Origin of the sequence: Pseudomonas salomonii (assembly GCF_900107155.1) — a bacterium.
GTDB lineage: Bacteria > Pseudomonadota > Gammaproteobacteria > Pseudomonadales > Pseudomonadaceae > Aquipseudomonas > Aquipseudomonas salomonii.
Genome location: NZ_FNOX01000011.1, coordinates 70,768 through 92,884, shown reverse-complemented (window position 1 = coordinate 92,884; position 22,117 = coordinate 70,768). Strand labels below are relative to the sequence as shown.

The window sequence follows — 22,117 nt, the reverse complement described above, 5'->3', positions numbered from 1 at the left end:
CGCTGCATCGATAAGAGAGATAAGAAGATGAAAATCACCAAACTGACCACCTTTATCGTCCCGCCGCGCTGGTGCTTCCTCAAGGTTGAGACCGACCAGGGCGTGACCGGTTGGGGTGAGCCTGTGGTGGAGGGCCGCGCCCACACCGTGGCCGCCGCCGTCGAGGAACTCTGCGACTACCTGATCGGCAAAGACCCACGCAATATCGAAGATATCTGGACCGTGCTCTACCGTGGCGGCTTCTACCGGGGCGGCGCGGTGCACATGAGCGCCCTCGCCGGTATCGACCAGGCACTGTGGGACATCAAGGGCAAGGCGCTCGGCGTGTCGGTCAGCGACCTGCTGGGTGGCCAGGTGCGGGACAAGATCCGCGTGTATTCCTGGATCGGCGGCGACCGCCCCGCCGACACCGCCCGCGCCGCCAAAGAGGCCGTGGCCCGTGGCTTTACCGCTGTGAAGATGAATGGCACCGAAGAGTTGCAGTTCGTCGACAGTTTCGAAAAAGTCGACCTCGCGCTGGCCAACGTGGCCGCTGTGCGCGATGCCGTCGGGCCTAACGTCGGCATCGGCGTCGACTTCCATGGCCGCGTGCACAAGCCCATGGCCAAGGTGCTGATGAAAGAGCTGGACCCGTACAAACTGATGTTTATCGAAGAACCGGTGCTCAGCGAAAACTACGAAGCGCTCAAAGAGCTGGCGCCGCTGACCAGCACGCCGATTGCCCTGGGCGAGCGGCTGTTTTCCCGTTGGGACTTCAAGCGTGTGCTCAGCGAAGGCTACGTCGACATCATCCAGCCGGACGCGTCCCATGCCGGCGGCATCACCGAAACCCGCAAGATCGCCAACATGGCCGAAGCCTATGACGTGGCCCTGGCCCTGCACTGCCCGCTGGGCCCGATTGCCCTGGCGGCGTGCCTGCAATTGGACGCGGTTTGTTACAACGCGTTTATTCAGGAGCAAAGCCTGGGTATCCACTACAACGAGAGCAATGACCTGCTCGATTACGTGCGCGACCCAGGCGTGTTCGACTATGACAAAGGCTTTGTGAAGATCCCCAACGGGCCGGGCCTGGGCATTGAGATCAACGAGGAATACGTGATCGAACGCGCCGCCATCGGCCACCGCTGGCGCAACCCGATCTGGCGGCATGCCGACGGCAGCTTTGCTGAGTGGTGATTGCTCACTGAAGGAATGCGGTCAAGTGTGGGAGCGGGCTTGCTCGCGAATGCGGTAGTTCAGTCCCAGGTGTGTTGAATGACACACCGTATTCGCGAGCAAGCCCGCTCCCACATTTTGATCCGGTTTCTTCAGTCAGGCCCCATTCCGGTCCTCAATAATCATAAAAAGAGGCAACCCCCCCATGCACCCTGAATCCTTCACCGGGCAGGCTTCTCTCGTCACGCCCAGCAGAAAGCGTTTCTTTATCATGGTGCTGCTGTTTATCACCGTGGTGATCAACTACCTCGACCGCAGCAACCTGTCGATTGCCGCCCCGGCGCTCACCAGCGAACTGGGGATCGACCCGGTGCATGTCGGGCTGATCTTCTCCGCGTTCGGCTGGACCTACGCCGCCATGCAGATTCCCGGCGGCTGGCTGGTGGACCGCGTGCCGCCGCGCATTCTCTATACCGCTGCCCTGCTGTTGTGGTCCATTGCCACGGTGATGCTGGGGTTTGCGGCCAGCTTTATCGCGCTGTTTGTGCTGCGCATGGCCGTCGGTGCCCTGGAAGCACCCGCTTACCCAATCAACAGCCGCGTGGTCACCACCTGGTTTCCCGAGCGCGAGCGTGCCACCGCGATTGGCGTTTACACCTCCGGGCAATTTGTCGGGCTGGCGTTTCTGACGCCGGTGCTGGCTTGGCTGCAGCACGCATTCGGCTGGCACATGGTGTTCGTCGCCACCGGTGGCGTCGGCATCCTGTGGGCGTTGATCTGGTACGCGGTGTACCGCGAGCCGAAAGACTTCAAAGGCGCCAATGCGGCAGAAATCGAGCTGATCCGCGAGGGCGGCGGCCTGGTGGATATGCAGGCGAAAGCGGTCAAGGCGCCGTTCAGTTGGGTCGACCTCGGGACAGTGCTGAGCAAGCGCAAGCTGTGGGGCATCTACCTGGGGCAGTTCTGCCTGAACTCGACGCTGTGGTTTTTCCTGACGTGGTTCCCGACCTACCTGGTGAAATACCGCGGCATGGACTTCATCAAGTCCGGCCTGCTGGCCTCGCTGCCGTTTCTCGCTGCATTTATCGGTGTGCTGTGTTCGGGGATTTTTTCTGATTGGCTGATTCGCCGGGGCACGTCGGTAGGGTTTGCGCGCAAGCTGCCGATCATTGGGGGCTTGCTGATTTCCACGGCGATTATCGGCGCCAACTATGTGGACTCGACGGCCTGGGTGATCGCGTTTCTGGCGGTGGCGTTCTTTGGCAATGGCTTGGCATCGATCACCTGGTCATTGGTGTCGACCCTGGCGCCCGCGCGGTTGCTGGGGCTGACGGGCGGGGTGTTTAACTTCATCGGCAACTTGTCGGCGATTACCACGCCGATAGTGATTGGCTTTCTGGCCAGTGGGGATTCGTTTGCGCCGGCGATTACCTATATCGCGGTGCTGGCGTTGCTCGGGGCGCTTTCCTACGTGTTGCTGGTGGGCAAGGTTGAGCGCATAGAACTGTAAATCCATTGGTTGAGTGGACCGAAACCCTGTGGCGAGCGGGCTTGTTGTGGCGAGCGGGCTTGCCCCGCGTTGGGCTGCGCAGCAGCCCCAATAAGGCCACTGCGGTTTTTCCAGATGAAACCCGGTTGTCAGGTTTTGGGGGCGCTTCGCACCCCAACGCGGGGCAAGCCCGCTCGCCACAACAGCTTTCCTGGGCTAGTAGAGGGCGCCATCCAGGATCTGGTAGACGATGCTGGTGCCAATGGCGATCAATACGATATCGCCGCCGGACCGGCGCCATTCATACCCTGGGTATTGCGGCAGATGGGCCAGGGCGCGGTTGTCGAGGCGTTCGCCGTAGTAGTTGCGCGGCAGCGGTTGGCCCCGCACCAGGCGCACGCCTGGAGGCGGTGGCGCGCCACGACGGAAGTCGTTGTGGTTGTCACGGATCATCTGGCGCACCGGGCCGAAATCCTGCGGCGGGCCACGACGGTTATCCTGCGGGCCGCGATGGTCGTCGCCGTGTTGCTCGTACTGGCCTTGCGGGCCGCCACGGCCTGGGCCATCACCGCGTTGATCGGGCGGCGCGGCTTGCGCCAAAGCACTTGCGCCGAGCATCAACACGCCGAGACCTGCGATCAAGCGTTTAGGCATTTTCATGGGGGCTTTCCTCAGTACTGCACGAACAAAAAAAGGGATTTCGAACGAGGCTCGAAATCCCTTGGTCATGTCAGTTTAGGTACTGGATTGCCCAGATGATTCCTCTGTATCAGGAACTTTACCCATTGCTACACGCCGCTTACTTACGGGCGTTACGGACACCTTCCGACAGCGCCGCGCAGAGGCTCAACACACCATCGATTGCTTGCTGATCATTTTTCGCAGTGGCGATGTGATCGATCAGCGCCGAACCGACCACCACACCGTCTGCCAGACGGGCGATAGCGGCGGCTTGTTGCGGGGTACGAATACCAAAGCCGATGCTGATCGGCAGGTCGGTATGCCGACGCAGGCGGGTCACGGCTTCTTCGACGTGTTCCAGGGTGGCGGCACCGGCACCGGTCACACCGGCCACCGACACGTAATACACAAAGCCCGAACTGCCGTTGAGCACGGTTGGCAGGCGCACGTCGTCGGTGGTCGGCGTGGTCAGGCGGATAAAGTCGATGCCTGCGGCCTGGGCCGGGTCGCACAGCTCGCCGTTATGCTCAGGCGGCATGTCGACCACGATCAGGCCGTCGACACCGGCTTCTTTGGCGTCGGCGATAAACGTGGGCACGCCGTATTTGTGGATCGGGTTGAAGTAACCCATCAACACCAGCGGGGTGTCCTGGTTGTCTTTGCGGAACTCGCGGACCATCTGCAGGGTTTTCAGCAGGTTCTGTTTGGCTTCCAGCGCACGGATGTTGGCCAGTTGAATCGCCGGGCCGTCGGCCATCGGGTCGGTGAAGGGCATGCCCAACTCGATCACGTCGGCTCCGGCGGCGGGCAAGCCCTTGAGGATCGCCAGCGAGGTGTCATAACCCGGGTCGCCGGCGGTGACGAAAGTCACCAGGGCGGCGCGGTTTTGTTCTTTCAGTTGCGCAAAACGGGTTTGCAGGCGGCTCATCAGTGTTTCTCCTGCTTTGACTGCTCTTGTTGAGAGTGTTCCATATGGTGCATCACGGTCTGCATGTCTTTGTCGCCACGGCCGGACAGGTTGACCACCATCAGGTGATCTTTCGGCAAGGTTGGTGCGCGCTTGAACACTTCAGCCAGGGCATGGGCGCTTTCCAGCGCAGGAATAATCCCTTCCAGGCGGCAGCATTTGTGGAAGGCTTCAAGGGCTTCGTCGTCGGTCACCGAGGTGTATTGGACGCGGCCGATATCATGCAACCACGCGTGCTCAGGGCCGATGCCTGGGTAGTCGAGGCCGGCGGAAATCGAGTGCGCGTCGATGATCTGGCCATCGTCGTCCTGCAGCAGGAAGGTGCGGTTGCCGTGCAGCACGCCGGGTACGCCGCCGTTGAGGCTGGCGGCGTGCTTGCCGGTTTCGATGCCGTGGCCGGCGGCTTCAACGCCGATGATTTCGACGCTGGTGTCATCCAGGAACGGGTGGAACAGGCCCATGGCGTTGGAGCCACCGCCGATGCATGCCACCAGGCTGTCCGGCAGGCGGCCTTCCTGGGCTTGCAGTTGGTCGCGGGTTTCCTTGCCGATCACGGCCTGGAAGTCGCGCACCATCGCAGGATACGGGTGTGGGCCGGCCACGGTGCCGATCAGGTAGAAAGTGCTGTCGACGTTGGTCACCCAGTCACGCAGGGCTTCGTTCATCGCGTCTTTGAGGGTGCCGGTGCCGGCCACGACCGGGATCACTTCGGCGCCCAGCAGCTTCATGCGGAACACGTTGGCCTGCTGGCGCTCGATGTCGGTGGTGCCCATGTAAATCACGCAATCGAGGCCAAAGCGCGCCGCCACGGTGGCGGTGGCCACGCCGTGCATGCCCGCGCCGGTTTCGGCAATGATGCGTTTTTTGCCCATGCGCCGTGCCAGCAGGATCTGGCCGATGCAGTTGTTGATCTTGTGCGCGCCGGTGTGGTTGAGCTCTTCGCGCTTGAGGTAGATCTTGGCGCCGCCACAAAACTCCGTCAGGCGCTCGGCGAAGTACAGTGGGCTTGGACGCCCGACATAGTCGCGTTGGAAGTAGGCCAGTTCTTCGTTGAACGCAGGATCAATCTTGGCCGCTTCGTATTCGCGGGCCAGGTCGAGGATCAACGGCATCAGGGTTTCAGCGACGTAGCGGCCGCCGAACGCGCCAAACAGGCCGTTGGCGTCGGGGCCGTTGCGAAGGTCGGTCTGGGACTGAGTCATGGGGCGCTCCAGGAAAGAAGGTGAGGAGAGGCAATGACGGCCACTCTACCCCTGACGCTCGACGCTGAAAACCGATAAGATCGCCGCAACCTGTCAGGAAAACTCACAGATGAGCCGAGACCTACCGCCCCTCAATGCCCTGCGTGCGTTTGAAGCTACCGCCCGCCTGAACAGCGTCAGCCAGGCGGCTGAGCAACTGCATGTGACCCATGGTGCGGTCAGCCGCCAGTTGAAGGTGTTGGAAGAGCACTTGGGCGTCAGCCTGTTCGCCAAGGAAGGGCGCGGCATTAAACTCACAGATGCAGGCGTCCGGCTCAGGGACGCCAGCGCTGAAGCGTTCGAGCGTTTAAGGGATGTTTGCGCCGAGCTGACCCAGGCCAGCGCCGACGCGCCCTTCGTGCTCGGCTGCTCGGGCAGTTTGCTGGCGCGCTGGTTGATTCCGCGCCTGGGCCGCTTGAACGCAGACTTGCCCGACTTGCGCTTGCATCTATCGGCGGGTGATGGTGACCTCGACCCAAGGCGCCCTGGCCTGGATGCCCTGCTGGTTTTTGCTGAGCCGCCGTGGCCAGCGGACATGCAAGTGTATGAGCTGGCCAGCGAGCGCATTGGCCCGGTCATGAGCCCGCGTTTTGCCGGTTATGAACGCCTGCGCCAGGCGCCGCCTCAAGCCCTGTGCGGTGAAGCCTTGTTACACACCACCTCGCGCCCGCAGGCCTGGCCCAGTTGGGCGCAGCAACACGGCATTGAGCCCGGCGAGTTGAAGCACGGCCAGGGGTTTGAGCATTTGTATTATTTGCTGGAGGCGGCGGTGGCGGGTTTGGGTGTGGCGATCGCGCCGCAACCGCTGGTAGCAGAGGACCTTCGCGCGGGTCGCCTGGTGGCGCCGTGGGGTTTCAGCGAAACCCCGGCGCACCTGGCGTTGTGGCTACCCAAGCGCGCCGCAGATGGGCGCGCGGGTCAGCTGGCGCAGTGGCTCAAGGCTGAGCTGTTGCGCCAACCGGTTTAGTCACCGCGTTTGCACAGCAGGTAAGCCGCCAACAGGCCCAGCGCGCCAACGGCAACGCCGGCGGTAGTCCATGGGTGCTCTTGTGCGTAGTCACGGGTTGCCGCGCTGGTTTCGCGGATTTTGACTTTGCTTTCTTCGTAGGCATCGCTGATCAGGTGGCGGGAATGCTTGAGGGCATTCTCGGCATTGCTTTTCAGGGCCTTCAGCGTTTTGCGCGACTCATCGGACGCATCGTCCTTGAGGCTCTCAAGGGACTTGAGCAGGCTCGAAATCTCGGCTTCCATGCTTTCCAGCGACGCTTTGCGTAAAGAAGTGTTGGCCATGTGGAACTCTCCTGAAGTGATTGAGTGGCATGTGTAGATACCGACTCCTGGGTTTTCAGAAAGTGCAGTAATTCTGAACTTTCGAGTGGGAATGGTCGCCAGAAGCAGTACGAACATTCACTGCTACGCTGACTAGAGACCTCAGGAGAAACGTTATGTCTGATCATCACACCTACAAGAAAGTCGAACTGGTCGGTTCCTCGACCACCAGCATCGAAGAGGCCATCAACAATGCCCTCGCCGAAGCGCACAAGAGCATCAAGCACCTGGAGTGGTTTGAAGTGACCGAAACCCGTGGTCACATCAAGGACGGCAAGGCCGCGCACTTCCAGGTCACGCTCAAGGTGGGATTCCGAATTGCCAGTAGTTGATCCCGTGAGTTGAACTTGCTGACTGGCCGATTGCCATAACCTGCGCTACAACCATTGGGTGCCGACGCCACAAGCGTCGGCACGCTCTTTTCGATCAGCGCAAGGAAAGTAACGGATGAAGAAGTTCCTGTTAGCGGTAGGTTTGTTGAGCATTGCGGGCACTGCCCTGGCGGCGGGCAAGCCTTGTGAAGAGCTGAAAGGTGAGCTCGCGGCGAAGCTCGACGCTAAAGGTGTTCAGCATTATTCGCTGGATGTTGTCGACAAAGGCGCGGCAGCCGATGGCAAAGTGATTGGCAGCTGCGAAGGCGGCACCAAGGAAATCGTCTACAAGCGCGGTTAATCCCGTGTTGCAGACATAAAAAACCGACGCGAGTGCGTCGGTTTTTTTTCGCCTGCGGGTTATCAGCCCTTCATCACCTGCGCCAGCAGCTCGTAGGAATGAATCCGGTCGGCATGCTCATACAGGTCGCTGGTAAAGATCAGCTCATCGGCGCCGGTCTGCTCGATCAACACGTCCAACTTCGCGCGAATCTTCGCCGGGCTACCGACCATGGCCAGGCCCAAAAAGCTGCCCACCGCGTCTTTTTCATGGGGCAGCCACAGGCCGTCCATGGTCTTAACCGGCGGGCGCTGCACCAGGCTTTGCCCGCGCATCAGCGCCAGAATACGTTGGTACACCGAAGTGGCCAGGTAGTCGGCCTGCTCGTCGGTATCGGCGGCCACCAGCGGAATGCCGAGCATCACGTAGGGCTTGTCCAGCACGGCTGAAGGCTTGAAGTGATTGCGGTACACGCGAATCGCCTCGTGCATCAAACGGGGTGCGAAATGGGAGGCGAAGGCGTAGGGCAAGCCGCGCTCACCGGCCAGTTGCGCGCTGAACAGGCTGGAACCGAGCAACCAGACCGGCACGTTGGTGCCGGTACCGGGTACGGCGATGATCCGTTGGTCGGGCGTGCGCGGGCCCAGGTAGGCCATCAGTTCGGCCACATCTTCCGGAAACTCGTCAGCGCTGCCGGAGCGCTCACGGCGCAGGGCGCGGGCGGTCATCTGGTCGGAACCAGGTGCGCGGCCCAGGCCCAGGTCGATACGGCCGGGGTACAGGCTTTCCAGGGTGCCGAACTGTTCGGCAATCACCAACGGCGCGTGGTTGGGCAGCATCACGCCGCCGGAGCCGACGCGAATCGTCGAGGTGCCACCGGCCAAATAACCCAGCAACACCGAAGTGGCCGAGCTGGCGATGCCGTCCATATTGTGGTGTTCAGCCACCCAGAAACGGTTGTAGCCGAACTTTTCCACGTGCTGGGCCAGGTCCAGCGAGTTGCGCAGCGACTGCGCAATGCTGCCGTTTGCGCGCACGGGCACGAGGTCGAGGGTCGAGAACTTCACGTCGGACAGCGATTTCATAAGCCTGCTTCTCCATTAGGTGCGCAGGCTTATAGACGAACCAAAACCTGCCGCTTCATGTGCATGCTCTATGCAATGAGGGCATATACCCGAGATTCAATAGCAGCCTGCGAAATTTCCTACTGAATCGCTAGGTTTCTCCGACAAGATGAACTTTGCCGGGCCGTCTATCCTCAGAACCCTTACTGACGCAAAACCACCGTTCGAGGAGAGAGCTATGAGCATCGTTAAAAAAGCATCCGCGCATTGGGAAGGTGATCTGAAAACTGGCCTGGGGTCCATCTCCACGGAAACCGGCGTGCTGCGCGAAGCACCCTACGGCTTCAAGGCCCGTTTCGAAGGCGGCAAGGGCACCAACCCTGAAGAATTGATCGGCGCGGCTCACGCGGGCTGTTTCTCCATGGCGTTTTCCATGATTCTTGGCGATGCCGGCCTTAAGGCTGACAGCATCGACACCCAGGCTGAGGTGACCCTGGACCAGGTGGACGGTGGTTTTGCGATTACTGCTGTGCATCTGATACTGAAAGCCAAGATCCCCGGCGCAAGCCAGGCGCAGTTCGAGGAACTGAGCAAAAAGGCGAAGGAAGGCTGCCCGGTGTCGAAAGTGCTGAACGCAAAAATCAGCCTGGATGCCACGTTGGTCTAACTCACACAGCAAGATCCCCATGTGGGAGCGGGCTTGTGTTTAGATCGTTCCCACGCTCCCGCGTGGGAATGCAGCCCGTGACGCTCTGCGTCACACCTGCGCAGAACTTGAATGCTGTGGGCGGGACGCGGAGCGTCCCAGGCGGCATTCCCACGCAGAGCGTGGGAACGATCTGATCCCCTGTGGGAGCGGGCTTGTGTGGGAGCCGGGCTTGCCCGCGATAGGTTCACCTCGGTTAGCCAGTTGTATCGAGGCGTTGCCATCGCAGGCAAGCCAGCTCCCACACGGGCCCGCTCCCCCAGTTTGTTGTGCGTTAAATCAGAACTCGCGTTTCCAAAATGTGGTCGAATAGCCTAGGCGCACACCCGTGCGCAGTGCATTCACGGAGCTTCACACATGAAACGTTTTGCCTTGGCGATCATTTGCGGTGTATTGGCCACTTCGGCTGTGGCCGCGCCAAAAGATTGTGAAGAGCTCAGGAAAGAAATTGAGGTAAACATCCAGGCCAAGGCGATTCCGTCTTACACCCTGGAAATCATTACCGCCGAAGAAGCCAAGAATCATGACAGCGCCATGATCGTCGGCTCCTGCGAAAACGGCACCAAGCGCATCATCTATCAGAAGAACAGCGACTGATCAGATGCAGTTAACACTGCGCTCCTCAGCCAACAGCTGACGCGCCGTGTTGTACAGCCGAATATTGGGCGTAAAGGCCAGCGAGCGCCCCTCCAGCACATAGCGCTGGCCTGCCTGGAAGTTGTCGTATTGCAGGGTCATGAAGCAGGTTCGGTCATGGGTCTGGTCCAGGCCGCCAAAGCCTGTCCCGGTGTTCACCTCGAAATCAAAGCGCACCATCAGCTCATGGCTGCCCGGTGGCACCTGAAAGAAACGCCCGTCGTTGAGGTTCTTGCCGTCCAGGCGCTGGGCCATCACCAGCTTGGCGCCGGGTGTCGGCGTGGCGAAATCGATCCAGGCCTGGTGCGGGTCGACCGGCGGGATGGGGGTCGAAGCGCAGGCGCTGAGCAATAAGACGGTGACGGGTAGCAAGAGCTGGCGCATGGCGGGCACTCAACGGTGGGTAAGAATTGAACCTGGCAGCCTGTGGCAACAGACGCTGTATCAGTATAAACACGCCACGGCATGGAAAAATTCCGTGCAGGCAGGATAGTCTGGCGGGCAAATAACCCAGGGGCGGTCGGTGCATGGTCAGGCGTTTTCTTCCAGGGTTGATGGTACTGCTGCTCAGCGGCTGTTCCAGTGTGAGTTATTACAGCCAGTTGGCCAGCGGCCAATGGCAGTTGCTGCGGGCTCGGGAGCCGGTTGCCGAGGTCATCGCCGACCCTGCTCGTCCACAGGCATTGCGCGACCACTTGATGCAATCGCAAAAGGCCCGCACCTTTGCCAGTGAGCACCTGCACCTGCCTGACAACCAGAGTTACCGCCTGTACGCCGACATTGGCCGGCCTTACGTGGTCTGGAATGTGTTCGCCACGCAGGAGTTTTCCCTGTCGCCTGAGACCCACTGCTTCCCCATCGCTGGGTGTGTGGCCTATCGCGGCTATTACAGCCAGGGCGCAGCACGCGGCGAAGCGGCGTTATTGCAGCAACAAGGCATGGATGTGTCGATTGGCGGCGTCGAAGCCTATTCCACCCTGGGCTGGTTCAACGACCCGATCATGAGTTCGATGATGAGTTGGGGTGACGAGCGCCTGGCCACGCTGATTTTCCACGAGCTGGCGCACCAGCGTTTTTATGTAAAGGACGACACTGAGTTCAACGAGTCCTACGCCAACTTCGTCGAGCAGGAAGGCACCCGTCAGTGGCGTGCGGCGCGGGGCCTGGCGCCGCTGAGCAATGCGGCGTTGCAGCAGCGCGACCAATTCATCCGGCTGGTGCTCGATACCCGCAAACGCCTGGAGGCGTTGTACGCACAGCCCTTGGCGGTGGATGTGATGCGCCAGGCCAAGGCGGCAGAGTTCGAGCGTTTGCGCAGTGAATACCGGCACATGCGCGACAGCCAATGGGGCGGTGACAAGCGGTATGACGTGTGGATCAACCAGCCGATGAACAATGCGCGGTTGTTGCCGTTCGGGCTGTATGACCAGTGGGTGCCGGCGTTTGCGGCGTTGTTTGCGCAGCAAGGCGGGGATTGGGTGAAGTTCTTTGCGGCGGTGGAGAAGCTGGGTGGGTTGCCGGTGGAGCAGCGTAAGGCGGCGTTGCGGCAGTTGGAAGGTGGTGGCCGTTAGGGCCTCATCGCAGGCAAGCCAGCTCCCACAGTTTGAATTGTGAACACGGTCAAATGTGGGAGCTGGCTTGCCTGCGATAGCGGCCTCAAGGGCGCTGCAAAAACGCCTGATGCATCTGCTCAAGCGTCTCAAAATGCCAAGTCGGCGCCTCGGCATTCAACTCCTCAAAACTGCCAAACCCATACCCCACTGCTGCCGAATCCAGCCCATTGCTGCGCGCGCCGATCAAGTCATGTTTGCGATCACCAATCATCAAGGTGGTCGCCGGGTCCAAACCTTCTTCGCTCATCAGGTGCGCAATCAGCTCAACCTTGTGGGTACGCGTGCCATCCAGTTCGCTGCCGTAGATCACCTTGAAGTGCTTGGCAAAATCAAAATGCCGGGCGATCTCACGGGCAAACACCCACGGCTTGGACGTGGCCACATACAGCTGGCGGCCTTGGCCATTCAGCTCCTCAAGCAACGGCATCACGCCGTCGAATACGCGGTTTTCATATAGGCCGGTGACCTTGAAGCGCTCGCGATAGAAATTCACCGCTTCCCAGGCTCTGGCCTCATCGAAGCCATAGAACTGCATGAAGGCTTGCAGCAACGGCGGGCCGATAAAGTGTTCCAGCTTGGTCAGGTCCGGCTCGTCGATGCCGAGTTTGCCAAGGGCGTACTGGATCGAGCGGGTGATGCCCTCGCGCGGGTCGGTCAGGGTGCCGTCCAGGTCGAACAGCACGGTGGAGTAGTTCAGGCTCATCGGTCGAATCCTTCCGCCAGGTGCAAATCTTTGAGCTTCACGTAGTTCGCGGCGCTGTAGGTGAAGAAGGCACGCTCTTTGTCAGTCAGTGGGCGGATTTGTTTAACCGGGCTGCCCACGTACAAAAAACCGCTCTCCAGTTTCTTGCCGGGCGGCACCAGGCTGCCGGCGCCGATGATCACGTCATCTTCCACCACCGCGCCGTCCATCACGATGCTGCCCATGCCGATCAGGATGCGATTGCCGACCGTGCAGCCGTGCAGCATGACTTTGTGGGCGATGGTCACATCATCGCCAATAAGCAGTGGAAAGCCGTCCGGGTTGAACGGCCCGGCGTGGGTGATGTGCAGCACACAGCCGTCCTGCACGCTGGTGCGCGCACCGATGCGGATGCGGTGCATGTCGCCGCGAATCACGGTCAATGGCCAAACCGAGCTGTCGGTGCCGATTTCGACGTCGCCGATCACCACCGCCGAAATATCGACAAAAGCCCCGGCGCCCAGGGTTGGCGTGTGGTTCTGATAGGTGCGAAGGGTCACGATAGCCTCTCTCTTATAGGTTGATAGCTGCGGTGGGTGTTGATTGTAATTAAGATGGCCCCATCTTTGTCTTATCAGTTTCTTCAGCCAAGGTACCCACCGTGAGCGCGAACAACCCACTTTTGCAGTCCTACGACCTGCCGCCGTTCTCGGCGATCCGTGCCGAGCACGTGCAGCCGGCCATCGAACAAATCCTCGCTGACAACCGCGTTGCCATCGAAGGCATCCTGCAAAGCCAGGGCAAAAACCCTACGTGGGCCGGTCTGGTACTGGCCATGGACGAACTGAATGACCGCCTGGGCGCCGCCTGGAGCCCGGTCAGCCACCTCAACGCCGTGTGCAACAGCGCTGAACTGCGCGAAGCCTACGAGGCTTGCCTGCCGGCCTTGAGCGCCTATTCCACCGAGATGGGCCAGAACCGCGAACTGTTCCAGGCCTTCGAAGCCCTGGCCAACAGCCCGGAAGCCGCCGGTTTCGATGTGGCGCAAAAAACCATTCTGGAACATTCGCTGCGCGACTTCCGCCTGTCGGGTATCGATTTGCCGCCTGAGCAGCAAAAACGCTACGCCCAAGTGCAGAGCAAGCTGTCGGAATTGGGCAGCAAATTCTCCAACCAACTGCTGGACGCCACCCAGGCGTGGACCAAGCACGTCACCGACGAAGCCACCCTCGTCGGCCTGACTGATTCGGCCAAGGCGCAAATGGCCGCCGCCGCCCAGGCCAAAGGCCTTGATGGCTGGTTGATCACCCTCGAATTCCCTAGCTACTACGCGGTAATGACCTACGCCCAGGACCGCGCCCTGCGTGAAGAAGTCTATGCGGCCTACTGCACCCGTGCGTCGGACCAAGGCCCGAATGCCGGTAAGAACGATAACGGCCCGGTGATGGAACAGATCCTCGACCTGCGTCAGGAGCTGGCCAAACTGTTGGGTTACGCGTCGTTCTCCGAGCTGAGCCTGGCCACCAAAATGGCCGAGTCCAGCGACCAGGTGCTGAGCTTCCTGCGCGACCTGGCCAAGCGCAGCAAGCCGTTTGCCGCCCAGGACCTGGAACAGCTCAAGGCTTACGCCGCTGAACAAGGCTGCGCCGACCTGCAAAGCTGGGACAGCGGTTTCTACGGCGAAAAACTCCGCGAGCAACGTTACAGCGTGTCCCAGGAAGCCCTGCGCGCTTACTTCCCGATCGACAAAGTGCTGGGCGGCCTGTTTGCCATCGTGCAGCACCTGTACGGCATCGAAATCGCCGAGCAAAAAGGCTTCGACACCTGGCACCCGGATGTTCGCCTGTTTGAAATCAAGGAGAACGGCCAGCACGTCGGCCGCTTCTTCTTCGACCTGTACGCCCGCGCCAACAAGCGGGGCGGCGCGTGGATGGACGGCGCGCGCGATCGCCGCCGCACTGTCGACGGCGTGCTGCAAAGCCCGGTGGCGAACCTGGTGTGCAACTTCACCCCGGCCGACAGCGGCAAGCCTGCCCTGCTGACCCACGATGAAGTGACCACGCTGTTCCACGAATTCGGCCACGGCCTGCACCACCTGCTGACCCGCGTTGAACACGCGGGCGTGTCCGGCATCAACGGCGTGGCCTGGGATGCGGTGGAACTGCCGAGCCAATTCATGGAGAACTGGTGCTGGGAGCCCGAAGGCCTGGCGCTGATCTCCGGCCACTATGAAAGCGGCGAGCCGCTGCCTCAGGACCTGCTGGAAAAAATGCTCGCGGCGAAGAACTTCCAGTCCGGCCTGATGATGGTGCGTCAGCTGGAATTCTCGCTGTTCGACTTCGAACTGCACGCCACCCACGGCGATGGCCGCACGGTAGCGCAGGTGCTTGAAGGCGTGCGCGATGAGGTCTCGGTGATGCGTCCGCCAGCCTACAATCGCTTCCCCAACAGCTTTGCGCACATCTTCGCCGGCGGTTACGCGGCGGGTTACTACAGCTACAAGTGGGCCGAAGTGCTGTCTGCCGACGCTTTCTCCAAGTTTGAAGAAGACGGCGTGCTCAATGCCGAAACCGGTCGGGCATTCCGTGAAGCGATCCTGGCGCGCGGTGGCTCCCAGGCGCCGATGGTGCTGTTCGTCGACTTCCGCGGACGTGCGCCGTCGATTGACGCACTCTTGCGCCACAGCGGCCTGAGTGAGGACGCAGCAGCATGAGTGATGGGCCTGTGGTGACCAAAAAGCAATTTATCGCCGGGGCGGTCTGCCCGGCGTGCGAAGAGTTGGACAAGTTGAAAATGTGGACCGAAGACGATGTGCCGCACCGCGAATGTGTGGCCTGCGGCTATTCGGACACGCTGAATGAACAAGGCAATTCGGTGCCCAAGGAATTGGGCACGCGGGTCAATACGTCGGCGTTGAAGGCGCCCGCGGACCCGAAGGTGCAGGCGGTGCAGTTTTTCCCTAATCCCAAGCTGAAAAAGGACTGATACCTGCTTAAGGTGTGAGTACTAATTCGGTGTCTTTCTTGGGGTCGACACGGCCGCTACCGGCCGTGTTGATCCAGCTTTTCATCGAGCACAACGCAAACTCACTGGTGCTGCAGTCGCCATTGGCCAACGCGGTACGCAACTTGTCGATATCCGCCTTCATCATGTAGCGAACACCGTCTTTAAAGCCGTTACTTGAACCAAAGCCGCCCAGCGTCATTTCGTTCAGCGCATCCTCTTTGCTCCACCCCTGAATCACCACCCGATACATCGCCGCCATCAGGCCGGTGCGATCGGAGCCGTGCTTGCAGTGCATCAGCACCGGGCCCTGGGTTTCGGCTTCCTGGATGGCCCTGAGCGCAGCCAGCACGTCAGCATCGTCGACATGGTTGGTGCGATACGTCAGCTGCACCTGTTTGATATCAGACGTCTTCAGCCACGGCGCATCAGATTCCGGCAGGAAGTTGATCACCGTGCCGATCTTCAGATTTTGCAGCACAGGCAGCGCAGTGCTGTCCGGCAACGCGCTGCGATACAGTGTGGGCGTCATCTGGTGCAGGTTGAATTGGTCGCCCACAGGCTGTGCCCACTCAGGCGAGCGGATCGACGCAGCCTCGTCGGCCTGGGCCTGCAGTGTGGTGAACAGTGCCATGAACGCCAGGCCAAGGGCGGGCAGTAATCGAATCGTGAACATGCGCATTGAGACCGAATGGGATAGGGCTGATGGGTCACAGAGTCGCCTGCGAGGGGTCAATGCTGTGTGAGGCGGCTGTCAAAGAATCGTGAATCCGCCCATCTGATCCGCTGTTTTTCGCGCTGAATCGATTTCTCTTAATGCTTAGGCTGCTATCATTTGTAACTATTGATTGCCAGTGTGTGCTATCCCTTTGGATCCAATGCTCTGGCAAACCATCACGCTGCTCCCAGAAGCGGCGGATAAACCCGTGACCACATGATGAGGTGCACCTATGTCTGATCAAGATCAGGACAACCCGCGGCGTGACTTTTTACGCAAATCCTTGACCTTGATCCCGGTGGTCACGGTTGCCAGCACCGGCCTTGGCGGCTCGATGCTGATGGCCACACCGGAGCCGGTGCAGGCCGCGCCCGCCAAAACGCCCGCCAGCGACAAAGCCTACGAGCCGAGTTACTTCACGGCCGAAGAGTGGGCGTTTATCAACGCTGCCGTCGCCCGCCTGATTCCCGCAGATGCCCAAGGCCCAGGCGCACTGGAAGCCGGCGCGCCGGAATACATCGACCGCCAGATGAACACGCCGTATGCCGCTGGCGCGCTGTGGTTCATGCAAGGCCCGTTCAACGCCGATGCGGCGCCAGAGATGGGCTGGCAGAGCAAATTGGTGCCCAAAGACATCTATCGCCTGGGCATTGCCGCCACGGATGCGTGGTCGAAGGCGTTCAACGGTAAAGCTTTTGCTGCGCAAGACAGCGCTACCCAGGATGACATGCTGCGCCGTATGGAGGCGGGCGGCGGCGAGATGACCGCGCATTTCGAGGCCGTACCGGCCAAGATGTTCTTCAACCTGTTGCTGCAAAACACCAAGGAAGGCTTCTTCTGCGACCCGATCCACGGTGGCAACAAAGGCATGGTCGGTTGGACCATGATCGGCTTCCCCGGCGCCCGCGCCGATTTCATGGACTGGGTTGAACGCAACGAGCAATACCCCTTCCCGGCTGTTTCCATTCGCGGCGAGAGGGCATAAACGTGGCGACCATCATGAAGAAAGTGGACGCGGTGATCGTCGGTTTCGGCTGGACCGGCGCGATCATGGCCAAGGAGCTGACGGAAGCTGGCCTCAACGTGGTAGCGCTGGAGCGCGGCCCGATGCAGGACACCTACCCGGACGGCAACTATCCCCAGGTCATCGACGAACTGACCTACAGCGTGCGTAAAAAACTCTTTCAGGACATCTCCAAGGAGACGGTGACCATTCGCCACAGCGTGAATGACGTCGCCCTGCCCAACCGTCAGTTGGGTGCGTTCTTGCCGGGTAATGGCGTGGGCGGTGCGGGTTTGCACTGGTCAGGCGTGCATTTTCGCGTCGACCCGATCGAGTTGCGCATGCGCAGCCACTATGAAGAGCGCTACGGCAAAAATTTCATCCCCAAAGACATGACCATCCAGGACTTCGGCGTGAGCTATGAAGAGCTGGAGCCGTTTTTCGACTACGCCGAGAAAGTCTTCGGCACCTCCGGCCAGGCCTGGACCGTCAAAGGCCAACTGGTCGGCGAAGGTCGTGGCGGCAACCCCTATGCGCCGGACCGCTCCAACCCGTTCCCGCTGGAATCGCAGAAAAACACCGTGTCTGCGCAGTTGTTTCAGAAAGCGGCTACCGACGTCGGCTACAAACCCTACAACCTGCCGTCCGCCAATACTTCGGGGCCCTACACCAACCCTTACGGCGCGCAGATGGGGCCGTGCAACTTCTGCGGTTTCTGCAGTGGTTACGTGTGCTACATGTACTCCAAGGCTTCTCCGAACGTAAACATCCTGCCGGCGCTGCGTCAGGTGTCGAACTTTGAGCTGCGGGCCAATTCCCACGTGCTCAAGGTCAACCTCGACAGCACCAAGAGCAAGGCCACCGGCGTGACCTATATCGACGCTCAGGGCCGCGAATGCGAGCAGCCTGCGGACCTGGTGATCATCGCCTCCTTCCAGTTCAACAACGTGCGCCTCATGTTGCTCTCGGGCATCGGCAAACCTTACGACCCTATTACCAATGAGGGCGTGGTGGGCCGCAACTTTGCCTACCAGAACATGGGCACCATCAAGGCCTTTTTCGACAAGGACACCCACACCAACAACTTCATCGGTGCGGGTGGCAATGGCGTGGCCATCGATGACTTCAACGCGGACAACTTCGACCACGGCCCGCACGGCTTCGTGGGCGGCTCGCCGATGTGGGTCAACCAGGCCGGCAGCCGGCCGATTGCCGGTACGTCCAACCCGCCGGGCACGCCGGCGTGGGGCAGCGCCTGGAAGCGCGCCACCGCCGATTACTACACCCACCAAGTGTCGATGGACTCCCATGGCGCGCATCAATCCTACCGGAGCAACTACCTGGATCTGGACCCGGTTTACCGCGACTCCTACGGCCTGCCGCTGCTGCGGATGACGTTCGACTGGCAGGAAAACGACATCAAGATGAACCGCTTCATGATGGAGAAAATGGGCAAGGTCGCCGCGGCGATGAACCCCAAGGCCATTGCTGTGCTGGGCAAAAAAGTCGGTGAGCAGTTCAACACTGCGTCCTACCAGACCACCCACCTCAATGGTGGCGCGATCATGGGCACCGACCCGAAAACCAGCGCGCTGAACCGTTACCTGCAAAGCTGGGATGTACACAACGTGTTTGTCCCAGGCGCATCCGCTTTCCCACAAGGCCTGGGCTATAACCCTACCGGCCTGGTGGCAGCGCTGGCCTACTGGTCGGCGCGGGCGATCCGCGAGCAATACCTTAAAAACCCCGGCCCACTGGTTCAGGCATAAGGAGCGATGACCATGAAAGCACTTGTTATCGCGAGTTTTGCCCTGTTCAGCAGTTGCTCGGTGAGCGCGGCTGAAAACGATTTGATCAAGCAGGGCGAATACCTGGCCCGCGCCGGTGACTGCGTGGCCTGCCACACCGCCAAGGGTGGCAAACCCTTCGCCGGTGGGCTGCCGATGGAAACCCCGATCGGCGTGATCTATTCCACCAACATCACCCCGGACAAAACCGGGCTGGGCGACTACAGCTTCGAAGACTTCGACAAGGCCGTGCGCCATGGCGTCGCCAAGAACGGTAGTACGCTTTACCCGGCGATGCCGTACCCGTCCTACGCGCGTGTCAGCGACAGCGACATGCAGGCGTTGTATGCATACTTCATGAAGGGCGTGGAGCCCGTCGCCCAGGAGAACAAGGACAGCGATATTCCCTGGCCCTTGAGCATGCGTTGGCCGTTGGCGGCCTGGCGCTGGATGTTCGCGCCGGCGGTCGAGGAGCATCAGGTGCAAGCCGCAGCCGACCCGGTGGTCGCTCGCGGTGCCTATCTGGTTGAAGGCCTCGGCCATTGCGGCGCCTGCCACACCCCGCGTGCCCTGACCATGCAGGAAAAAGCCCTCAGCGCGACTGACGGCAACGCGTTCCTGTCCGGCAGTGCGCCGCTGGAAGGCTGGATCGCAAAAAGCCTGCGCGGCGACCACAAGGACGGCCTCGGCAGCTGGAGCGAGGAGCAGTTGGTGCAGTTCCTCAAGACCGGCCGCAGTGACCGCAGTGCAGTGTTCGGCGGCATGAGTGATGTGGTGGTGCACAGCATGCAGTACATGTCTCAGGACGACCTCACCGCGATTGCGCGATACCTCAAGAGCCTGCCGGCGGTGGACCCGAAGGACCAGCCGCATCAATACGACAAGCAGGTGGCCGAGGCGCTGTGGAAAGGTGACGACAGCAAGCCGGGCGCGTCGGTGTATATCGACAACTGCGCGGCGTGCCACCGTACCGACGGCCATGGCTACACGCGGGTGTTCCCGGCGCTTGCAGGTAACCCGGTGTTGCAGACGGCGGACGCCACCTCGTTGATCAACATCGTGTTGAACGGCGGCACCTTGCCGGCCACCCACACAGCGCCGTCGACCTTCACCATGCCGGCGTTCGCATGGCGTCTGTCGGACCAGGAAGTCGCGGATGTGGTCAGTTTCGTCCGTGGCAGCTGGGGCAATCAAGGCGCACCGGTCAAAGCCAGTGACGTGGCCGACCTGCGCAAGAGCGATATGCGCAGCACGTCGGGTGACGACTTGGGGCAGGTCACGCAAAAGCACTGATCCTGCCCTGGCCGCCAAACGGCACTGGTCAGAAACCTCGCGCCTCGATACTGTATATAAAAACAGTATCGAGGCGTTTTCATGACTACTGCGTTGCCGCCCCGTGGCCGGGGCACGGCCACTAACCTGCACAACCGCTTTGCGCCGACCGTCAGCGTGGCCGAAGACGACGGCTGGTTCCAGGAAGTGCCGCCGACCCAGGGCACCGAAGTGCGTATCGAAACGGCCAAGAGCATCATCACCCGCAACAACTCGCCGGATTTGCCGTTCGACCGCTCCATCAACCCCTATCGCGGCTGCGAGCATGGCTGGACGTGTTCAGTAATAGGTTCCACGTTAAAAGCGGGTTTCCCGATTGCTAGACGCCCGGAAAATGGCATGTTTTTCTGATCGAGGTGGTTTTGAGTGCTGGGACTTGTACCCGTGCAGCAAATCGCCGTATACGCTGTGTATGGCACTGCATCCGTAGGGTTGGGTAGAATCCACGAATGGTGCCACTGGTGAGCCACCACTCAACAATTTCTAAGGATGGCGAATGAAAAAATTTCTTCTTGTGCTGGCTGCTGGTTCACTGCTGAGTGGCTGCGTCACGCAGAAACCGCCGCTTTCGGACGGTCAATACACCGCATTCGCTACCCAATTGATTAGTATCATGAAATGTGTCAACAGCGGTTATATGTCGCCGGACGTTGGGGCACGCGGTCAGCAATTCTCAATGGCCAATTTGAATACTTGGCAATTTGACCAGAATTACTTTATGAGCCGAGCACAACAGATAGGCAATTCGGTCAATCCATCGCAAGGCGACTGTAATATGTTGTCGATGAACATTGTGCAGACTAAAAATCAGATTGACGCTCAAAATCAGCAGGCTGCACAGGAAGCACAAGCTTGGCAAAACCTGCGAAATCAGCAGGAACAGAATAAAACCACTTATTGCAACCAAATCGGCACGCAGACTATTTGCAACCGATACTAAATCAAGGCGTGCAGCGGCTCGCCTATTCTGGTGGTCGCTTCGCTTTAAAATCACAAGCTGTTTTAAAGGTTAAATTTGTGCTAAATCCAAAATAGGTATTTTTAGACCCATAACCTCATTCTCGCCGTATAACATTAAAGTGCTATTTTCATAAAAAAAACTCAAAACTTTTTATAAATTTACAGCAAATTATTGAGTTTTCAACTTTCTAAAACCTTCAATTTATGGCTTAAATACGGCAAAAACAAGCTGTCAATAGCAAAGTGAAAATATATTTATGGTCCGACCTTGTTTGCATTTAGAGGCAAACCCTATTTGAGTTTTCCTTAATTGAATTTTGCAACTAACTCCTCAAAAAAAATCATCAGAAATTTTCAAAAATCGCTCCCAGTTTTTTTTCAACTCAAAGCGTCGGGGATGGGTCACCTCACAAAATGAAAATTTTCAAACCCTGCCACTCGATTTGAAAAAAAACACAATTCACAAAAACAGATAAAAAGCCCATTGTTTTTTCTAAAAGCGAAGCTGCCAGATGCTTTTCAAAGTGTCACACACACGGTAGTAAATCGCTGGGCTAACTTCGTTTTTTGATTTGTTCGATTGCTCCCAACATTCTTATATGGCATTTTCAAAGCCGGTAGGACGGACTTGATGTATTACTATCAAGATAAAAAAATTCGCTTGAATTTGACCGGTTTAAATTGTTTTAGGGGTGAAGTCGCAGCATATGGCGGTGTAGGTGTTAGGTCATGCGAGTGTATGGGAGTACGTGTGTACGTGTGCGTGTCTTGAAAACCCTAAGGGGTTTTCGCTTTTAAAGCCTTACCAGCTAAGCTCTTTCAGGCATAGCTGGTCTTCCTTGTTTAAGAGTTAAAAACAAGTTCCGCTCGCCTGAATTTTCAGGGTCTAAATCAGTAATACTCAGTTTAGACTTTGAACACTTAATGGTTGTATTAGCACCACACTGGAACCCTGTTCAACATATATCTCTATATGGCTGGCGGGTTGAGAAATTTCCAGTATCCCCATTCTATTTCTCTTTGGCTACGCAACGGAACAATCACCTGAATTTCCAACATTGCTTACAGGTGTTAATACTGACTTTCTTATAGTTATGGAA

Annotated in this window: 23 protein-coding genes and 1 pseudogene; 15 read left to right on the top strand and 9 right to left on the bottom strand. The window is 59.2% G+C overall.

Translation table 11 applies throughout. From position 1 onward, the window contains the following. Positions 1 to 27 precede the first annotated feature (27 nt). Both dgoD and BLV67_RS23795 read left to right on the top strand, forming a co-directional pair. Positions 28 to 1,176, top strand: coding sequence for a galactonate dehydratase (gene dgoD, locus BLV67_RS23800; protein ID WP_065931997.1), 1,149 nt, complete (start codon positions 28 to 30; stop codon positions 1,174 to 1,176). Between the two features lie 184 nt (positions 1,177 to 1,360). Next, on the top strand, positions 1,361 to 2,665 hold the full coding sequence (locus BLV67_RS23795) for an MFS transporter (RefSeq protein WP_069785798.1): 1,305 nt from the start codon (positions 1,361 to 1,363) through the stop codon (positions 2,663 to 2,665). Positions 2,666 to 2,860: 195 nt separating this feature from the next. Here the strand turns inward: BLV67_RS23795 and BLV67_RS23790 are convergent, their stop codons facing one another. The 3 genes from BLV67_RS23790 to trpB form a co-directional block, all read right to left on the bottom strand. Beyond that, positions 2,861 to 3,304, bottom strand: coding sequence for an anti-virulence regulator CigR family protein (locus tag BLV67_RS23790; RefSeq protein ID WP_065931995.1), 444 nt, complete (start codon positions 3,302 to 3,304; stop codon positions 2,861 to 2,863). A 139-nt stretch (positions 3,305 to 3,443) separates the two neighbouring features. Then, the gene (gene trpA / locus BLV67_RS23785; RefSeq protein WP_065931994.1) at positions 3,444 to 4,253 is read right to left on the bottom strand and encodes a tryptophan synthase subunit alpha; all 810 of its coding nucleotides are present in this window, start codon (positions 4,251 to 4,253) and stop codon (positions 3,444 to 3,446) included. Then, positions 4,253 to 5,494, bottom strand: a complete 1,242-nt coding sequence (gene trpB / locus BLV67_RS23780) for a tryptophan synthase subunit beta (RefSeq protein WP_058420548.1) — start codon at positions 5,492 to 5,494, stop codon at positions 4,253 to 4,255. Before trpB ends, trpA begins: the two co-directional genes overlap by 1 nt. A 109-nt stretch (positions 5,495 to 5,603) precedes the next feature. Here trpB and BLV67_RS23775 point away from each other — a divergent pair, with 109 nt between their 5' ends. Continuing rightward, positions 5,604 to 6,500, top strand: a complete 897-nt coding sequence (locus BLV67_RS23775; protein ID WP_069785799.1) for a LysR family transcriptional regulator — start codon at positions 5,604 to 5,606, stop codon at positions 6,498 to 6,500. On the opposite strand, the gene BLV67_RS23770 is transcribed toward BLV67_RS23775, so the two are convergent. Further along, entirely contained in the window at positions 6,497 to 6,823 is a 327-nt protein-coding gene (locus BLV67_RS23770; protein ID WP_003187304.1) for an ElaB/YgaM/YqjD family protein, read from the bottom strand. The two genes, BLV67_RS23775 and BLV67_RS23770, sit on opposite strands and share 4 nt — an antisense overlap. A gap of 155 nt (positions 6,824 to 6,978) precedes the next feature. Here BLV67_RS23770 and BLV67_RS23765 point away from each other — a divergent pair, with 155 nt between their 5' ends. Together BLV67_RS23765 and BLV67_RS23760 are read left to right on the top strand one after the other, a co-directional pair. Further along, positions 6,979 to 7,194: a dodecin gene (locus tag BLV67_RS23765; RefSeq protein ID WP_065931992.1), complete on the top strand. Its 216-nt coding sequence runs from the start codon at positions 6,979 to 6,981 to the stop codon at positions 7,192 to 7,194. Between the two features lie 115 nt (positions 7,195 to 7,309). Further along, positions 7,310 to 7,534, top strand: a complete 225-nt coding sequence (locus BLV67_RS23760) for a DUF1161 domain-containing protein (RefSeq protein WP_017137921.1) — start codon at positions 7,310 to 7,312, stop codon at positions 7,532 to 7,534. A gap of 62 nt (positions 7,535 to 7,596) precedes the next feature. Here the strand turns inward: BLV67_RS23760 and BLV67_RS23755 are convergent, their stop codons facing one another. Then, positions 7,597 to 8,598, bottom strand: coding sequence for an LLM class flavin-dependent oxidoreductase (locus tag BLV67_RS23755; RefSeq protein ID WP_058420546.1), 1,002 nt, complete (start codon positions 8,596 to 8,598; stop codon positions 7,597 to 7,599). Positions 8,599 to 8,815: 217 nt separating this feature from the next. On the opposite strand from BLV67_RS23755, the gene BLV67_RS23750 reads away from it, so the two are divergent. Continuing rightward, entirely contained in the window at positions 8,816 to 9,244 is a 429-nt protein-coding gene (locus tag BLV67_RS23750) for an OsmC family protein (RefSeq protein WP_069785800.1), read from the top strand. Positions 9,245 to 9,640: 396 nt separating this feature from the next. After that, positions 9,641 to 9,880, top strand: coding sequence for a DUF1161 domain-containing protein (locus BLV67_RS23745; RefSeq protein WP_056860983.1), 240 nt, complete (start codon positions 9,641 to 9,643; stop codon positions 9,878 to 9,880). On the opposite strand, the gene BLV67_RS23740 is transcribed toward BLV67_RS23745, so the two are convergent. Continuing rightward, complete coding sequence (locus BLV67_RS23740) at positions 9,881 to 10,303, bottom strand: PA0061/PA0062 family lipoprotein (RefSeq protein WP_065931991.1); 423 nt, start codon at positions 10,301 to 10,303, stop codon at positions 9,881 to 9,883. A 143-nt stretch (positions 10,304 to 10,446) separates the two neighbouring features. Between BLV67_RS23740 and BLV67_RS23735 the strand changes: the two genes are divergently transcribed. After that, positions 10,447 to 11,490, top strand: coding sequence for an aminopeptidase (locus tag BLV67_RS23735; protein WP_069785801.1), 1,044 nt, complete (start codon positions 10,447 to 10,449; stop codon positions 11,488 to 11,490). 85 nt (positions 11,491 to 11,575) lie between these two features. On the opposite strand, the gene BLV67_RS23730 is transcribed toward BLV67_RS23735, so the two are convergent. Then, positions 11,576 to 12,235 carry an HAD family hydrolase gene (locus BLV67_RS23730; RefSeq protein ID WP_068934081.1) on the bottom strand — a complete coding sequence of 220 codons (660 nt, stop codon included), beginning with the start codon at positions 12,233 to 12,235 and terminating at the stop codon, positions 11,576 to 11,578. After that, positions 12,232 to 12,774 (bottom strand): gamma carbonic anhydrase family protein, encoded by a 543-nt coding sequence (locus tag BLV67_RS23725; protein WP_056860985.1) that lies wholly within the window; start codon positions 12,772 to 12,774, stop codon positions 12,232 to 12,234. Before BLV67_RS23725 ends, BLV67_RS23730 begins: the two co-directional genes overlap by 4 nt. 101 nt (positions 12,775 to 12,875) lie before the next feature. On the opposite strand from BLV67_RS23725, the gene prlC reads away from it, so the two are divergent. Both prlC and BLV67_RS23715 read left to right on the top strand, forming a co-directional pair. Further along, positions 12,876 to 14,927 carry an oligopeptidase A gene (gene prlC / locus BLV67_RS23720; protein WP_069785802.1) on the top strand — a complete coding sequence of 684 codons (2,052 nt, stop codon included), beginning with the start codon at positions 12,876 to 12,878 and terminating at the stop codon, positions 14,925 to 14,927. After that, the gene (locus BLV67_RS23715; RefSeq protein WP_017137912.1) at positions 14,924 to 15,199 is read left to right on the top strand and encodes a YheV family putative zinc ribbon protein; all 276 of its coding nucleotides are present in this window, start codon (positions 14,924 to 14,926) and stop codon (positions 15,197 to 15,199) included. The genes prlC and BLV67_RS23715 overlap by 4 nt, the downstream gene beginning before the upstream one ends. A gap of 7 nt (positions 15,200 to 15,206) precedes the next feature. On the opposite strand, the gene BLV67_RS23710 is transcribed toward BLV67_RS23715, so the two are convergent. Next, on the bottom strand, positions 15,207 to 15,893 hold the full coding sequence (locus BLV67_RS23710; RefSeq protein ID WP_069785803.1) for a dual specificity protein phosphatase family protein: 687 nt from the start codon (positions 15,891 to 15,893) through the stop codon (positions 15,207 to 15,209). Between the two features lie 274 nt (positions 15,894 to 16,167). Here BLV67_RS23710 and BLV67_RS23705 point away from each other — a divergent pair, with 274 nt between their 5' ends. From BLV67_RS23705 to BLV67_RS23685, 5 genes and pseudogenes are all read left to right on the top strand, one after another. After that, complete coding sequence (locus BLV67_RS23705) at positions 16,168 to 16,920, top strand: gluconate 2-dehydrogenase subunit 3 family protein (RefSeq protein ID WP_017137910.1); 753 nt, start codon at positions 16,168 to 16,170, stop codon at positions 16,918 to 16,920. A gap of 2 nt (positions 16,921 to 16,922) precedes the next feature. Beyond that, positions 16,923 to 18,707, top strand: a complete 1,785-nt coding sequence (locus BLV67_RS23700) for a GMC family oxidoreductase (RefSeq protein WP_069785804.1) — start codon at positions 16,923 to 16,925, stop codon at positions 18,705 to 18,707. A 12-nt stretch (positions 18,708 to 18,719) separates the two neighbouring features. Further along, a complete protein-coding gene (locus BLV67_RS23695) occupies positions 18,720 to 20,018 on the top strand; it encodes a cytochrome c (protein ID WP_069785805.1) in 1,299 nt (432 codons plus the stop codon). 81 nt (positions 20,019 to 20,099) lie between these two features. Continuing rightward, positions 20,100 to 20,327, top strand: a pseudogene (locus BLV67_RS23690) (PA0069 family radical SAM protein); the annotation flags it as partial. Positions 20,328 to 20,553: 226 nt separating this feature from the next. Further along, positions 20,554 to 20,997, top strand: coding sequence for a hypothetical protein (locus tag BLV67_RS23685; protein ID WP_069785807.1), 444 nt, complete (start codon positions 20,554 to 20,556; stop codon positions 20,995 to 20,997). Positions 20,998 to 22,117 lie beyond the last annotated feature (1,120 nt).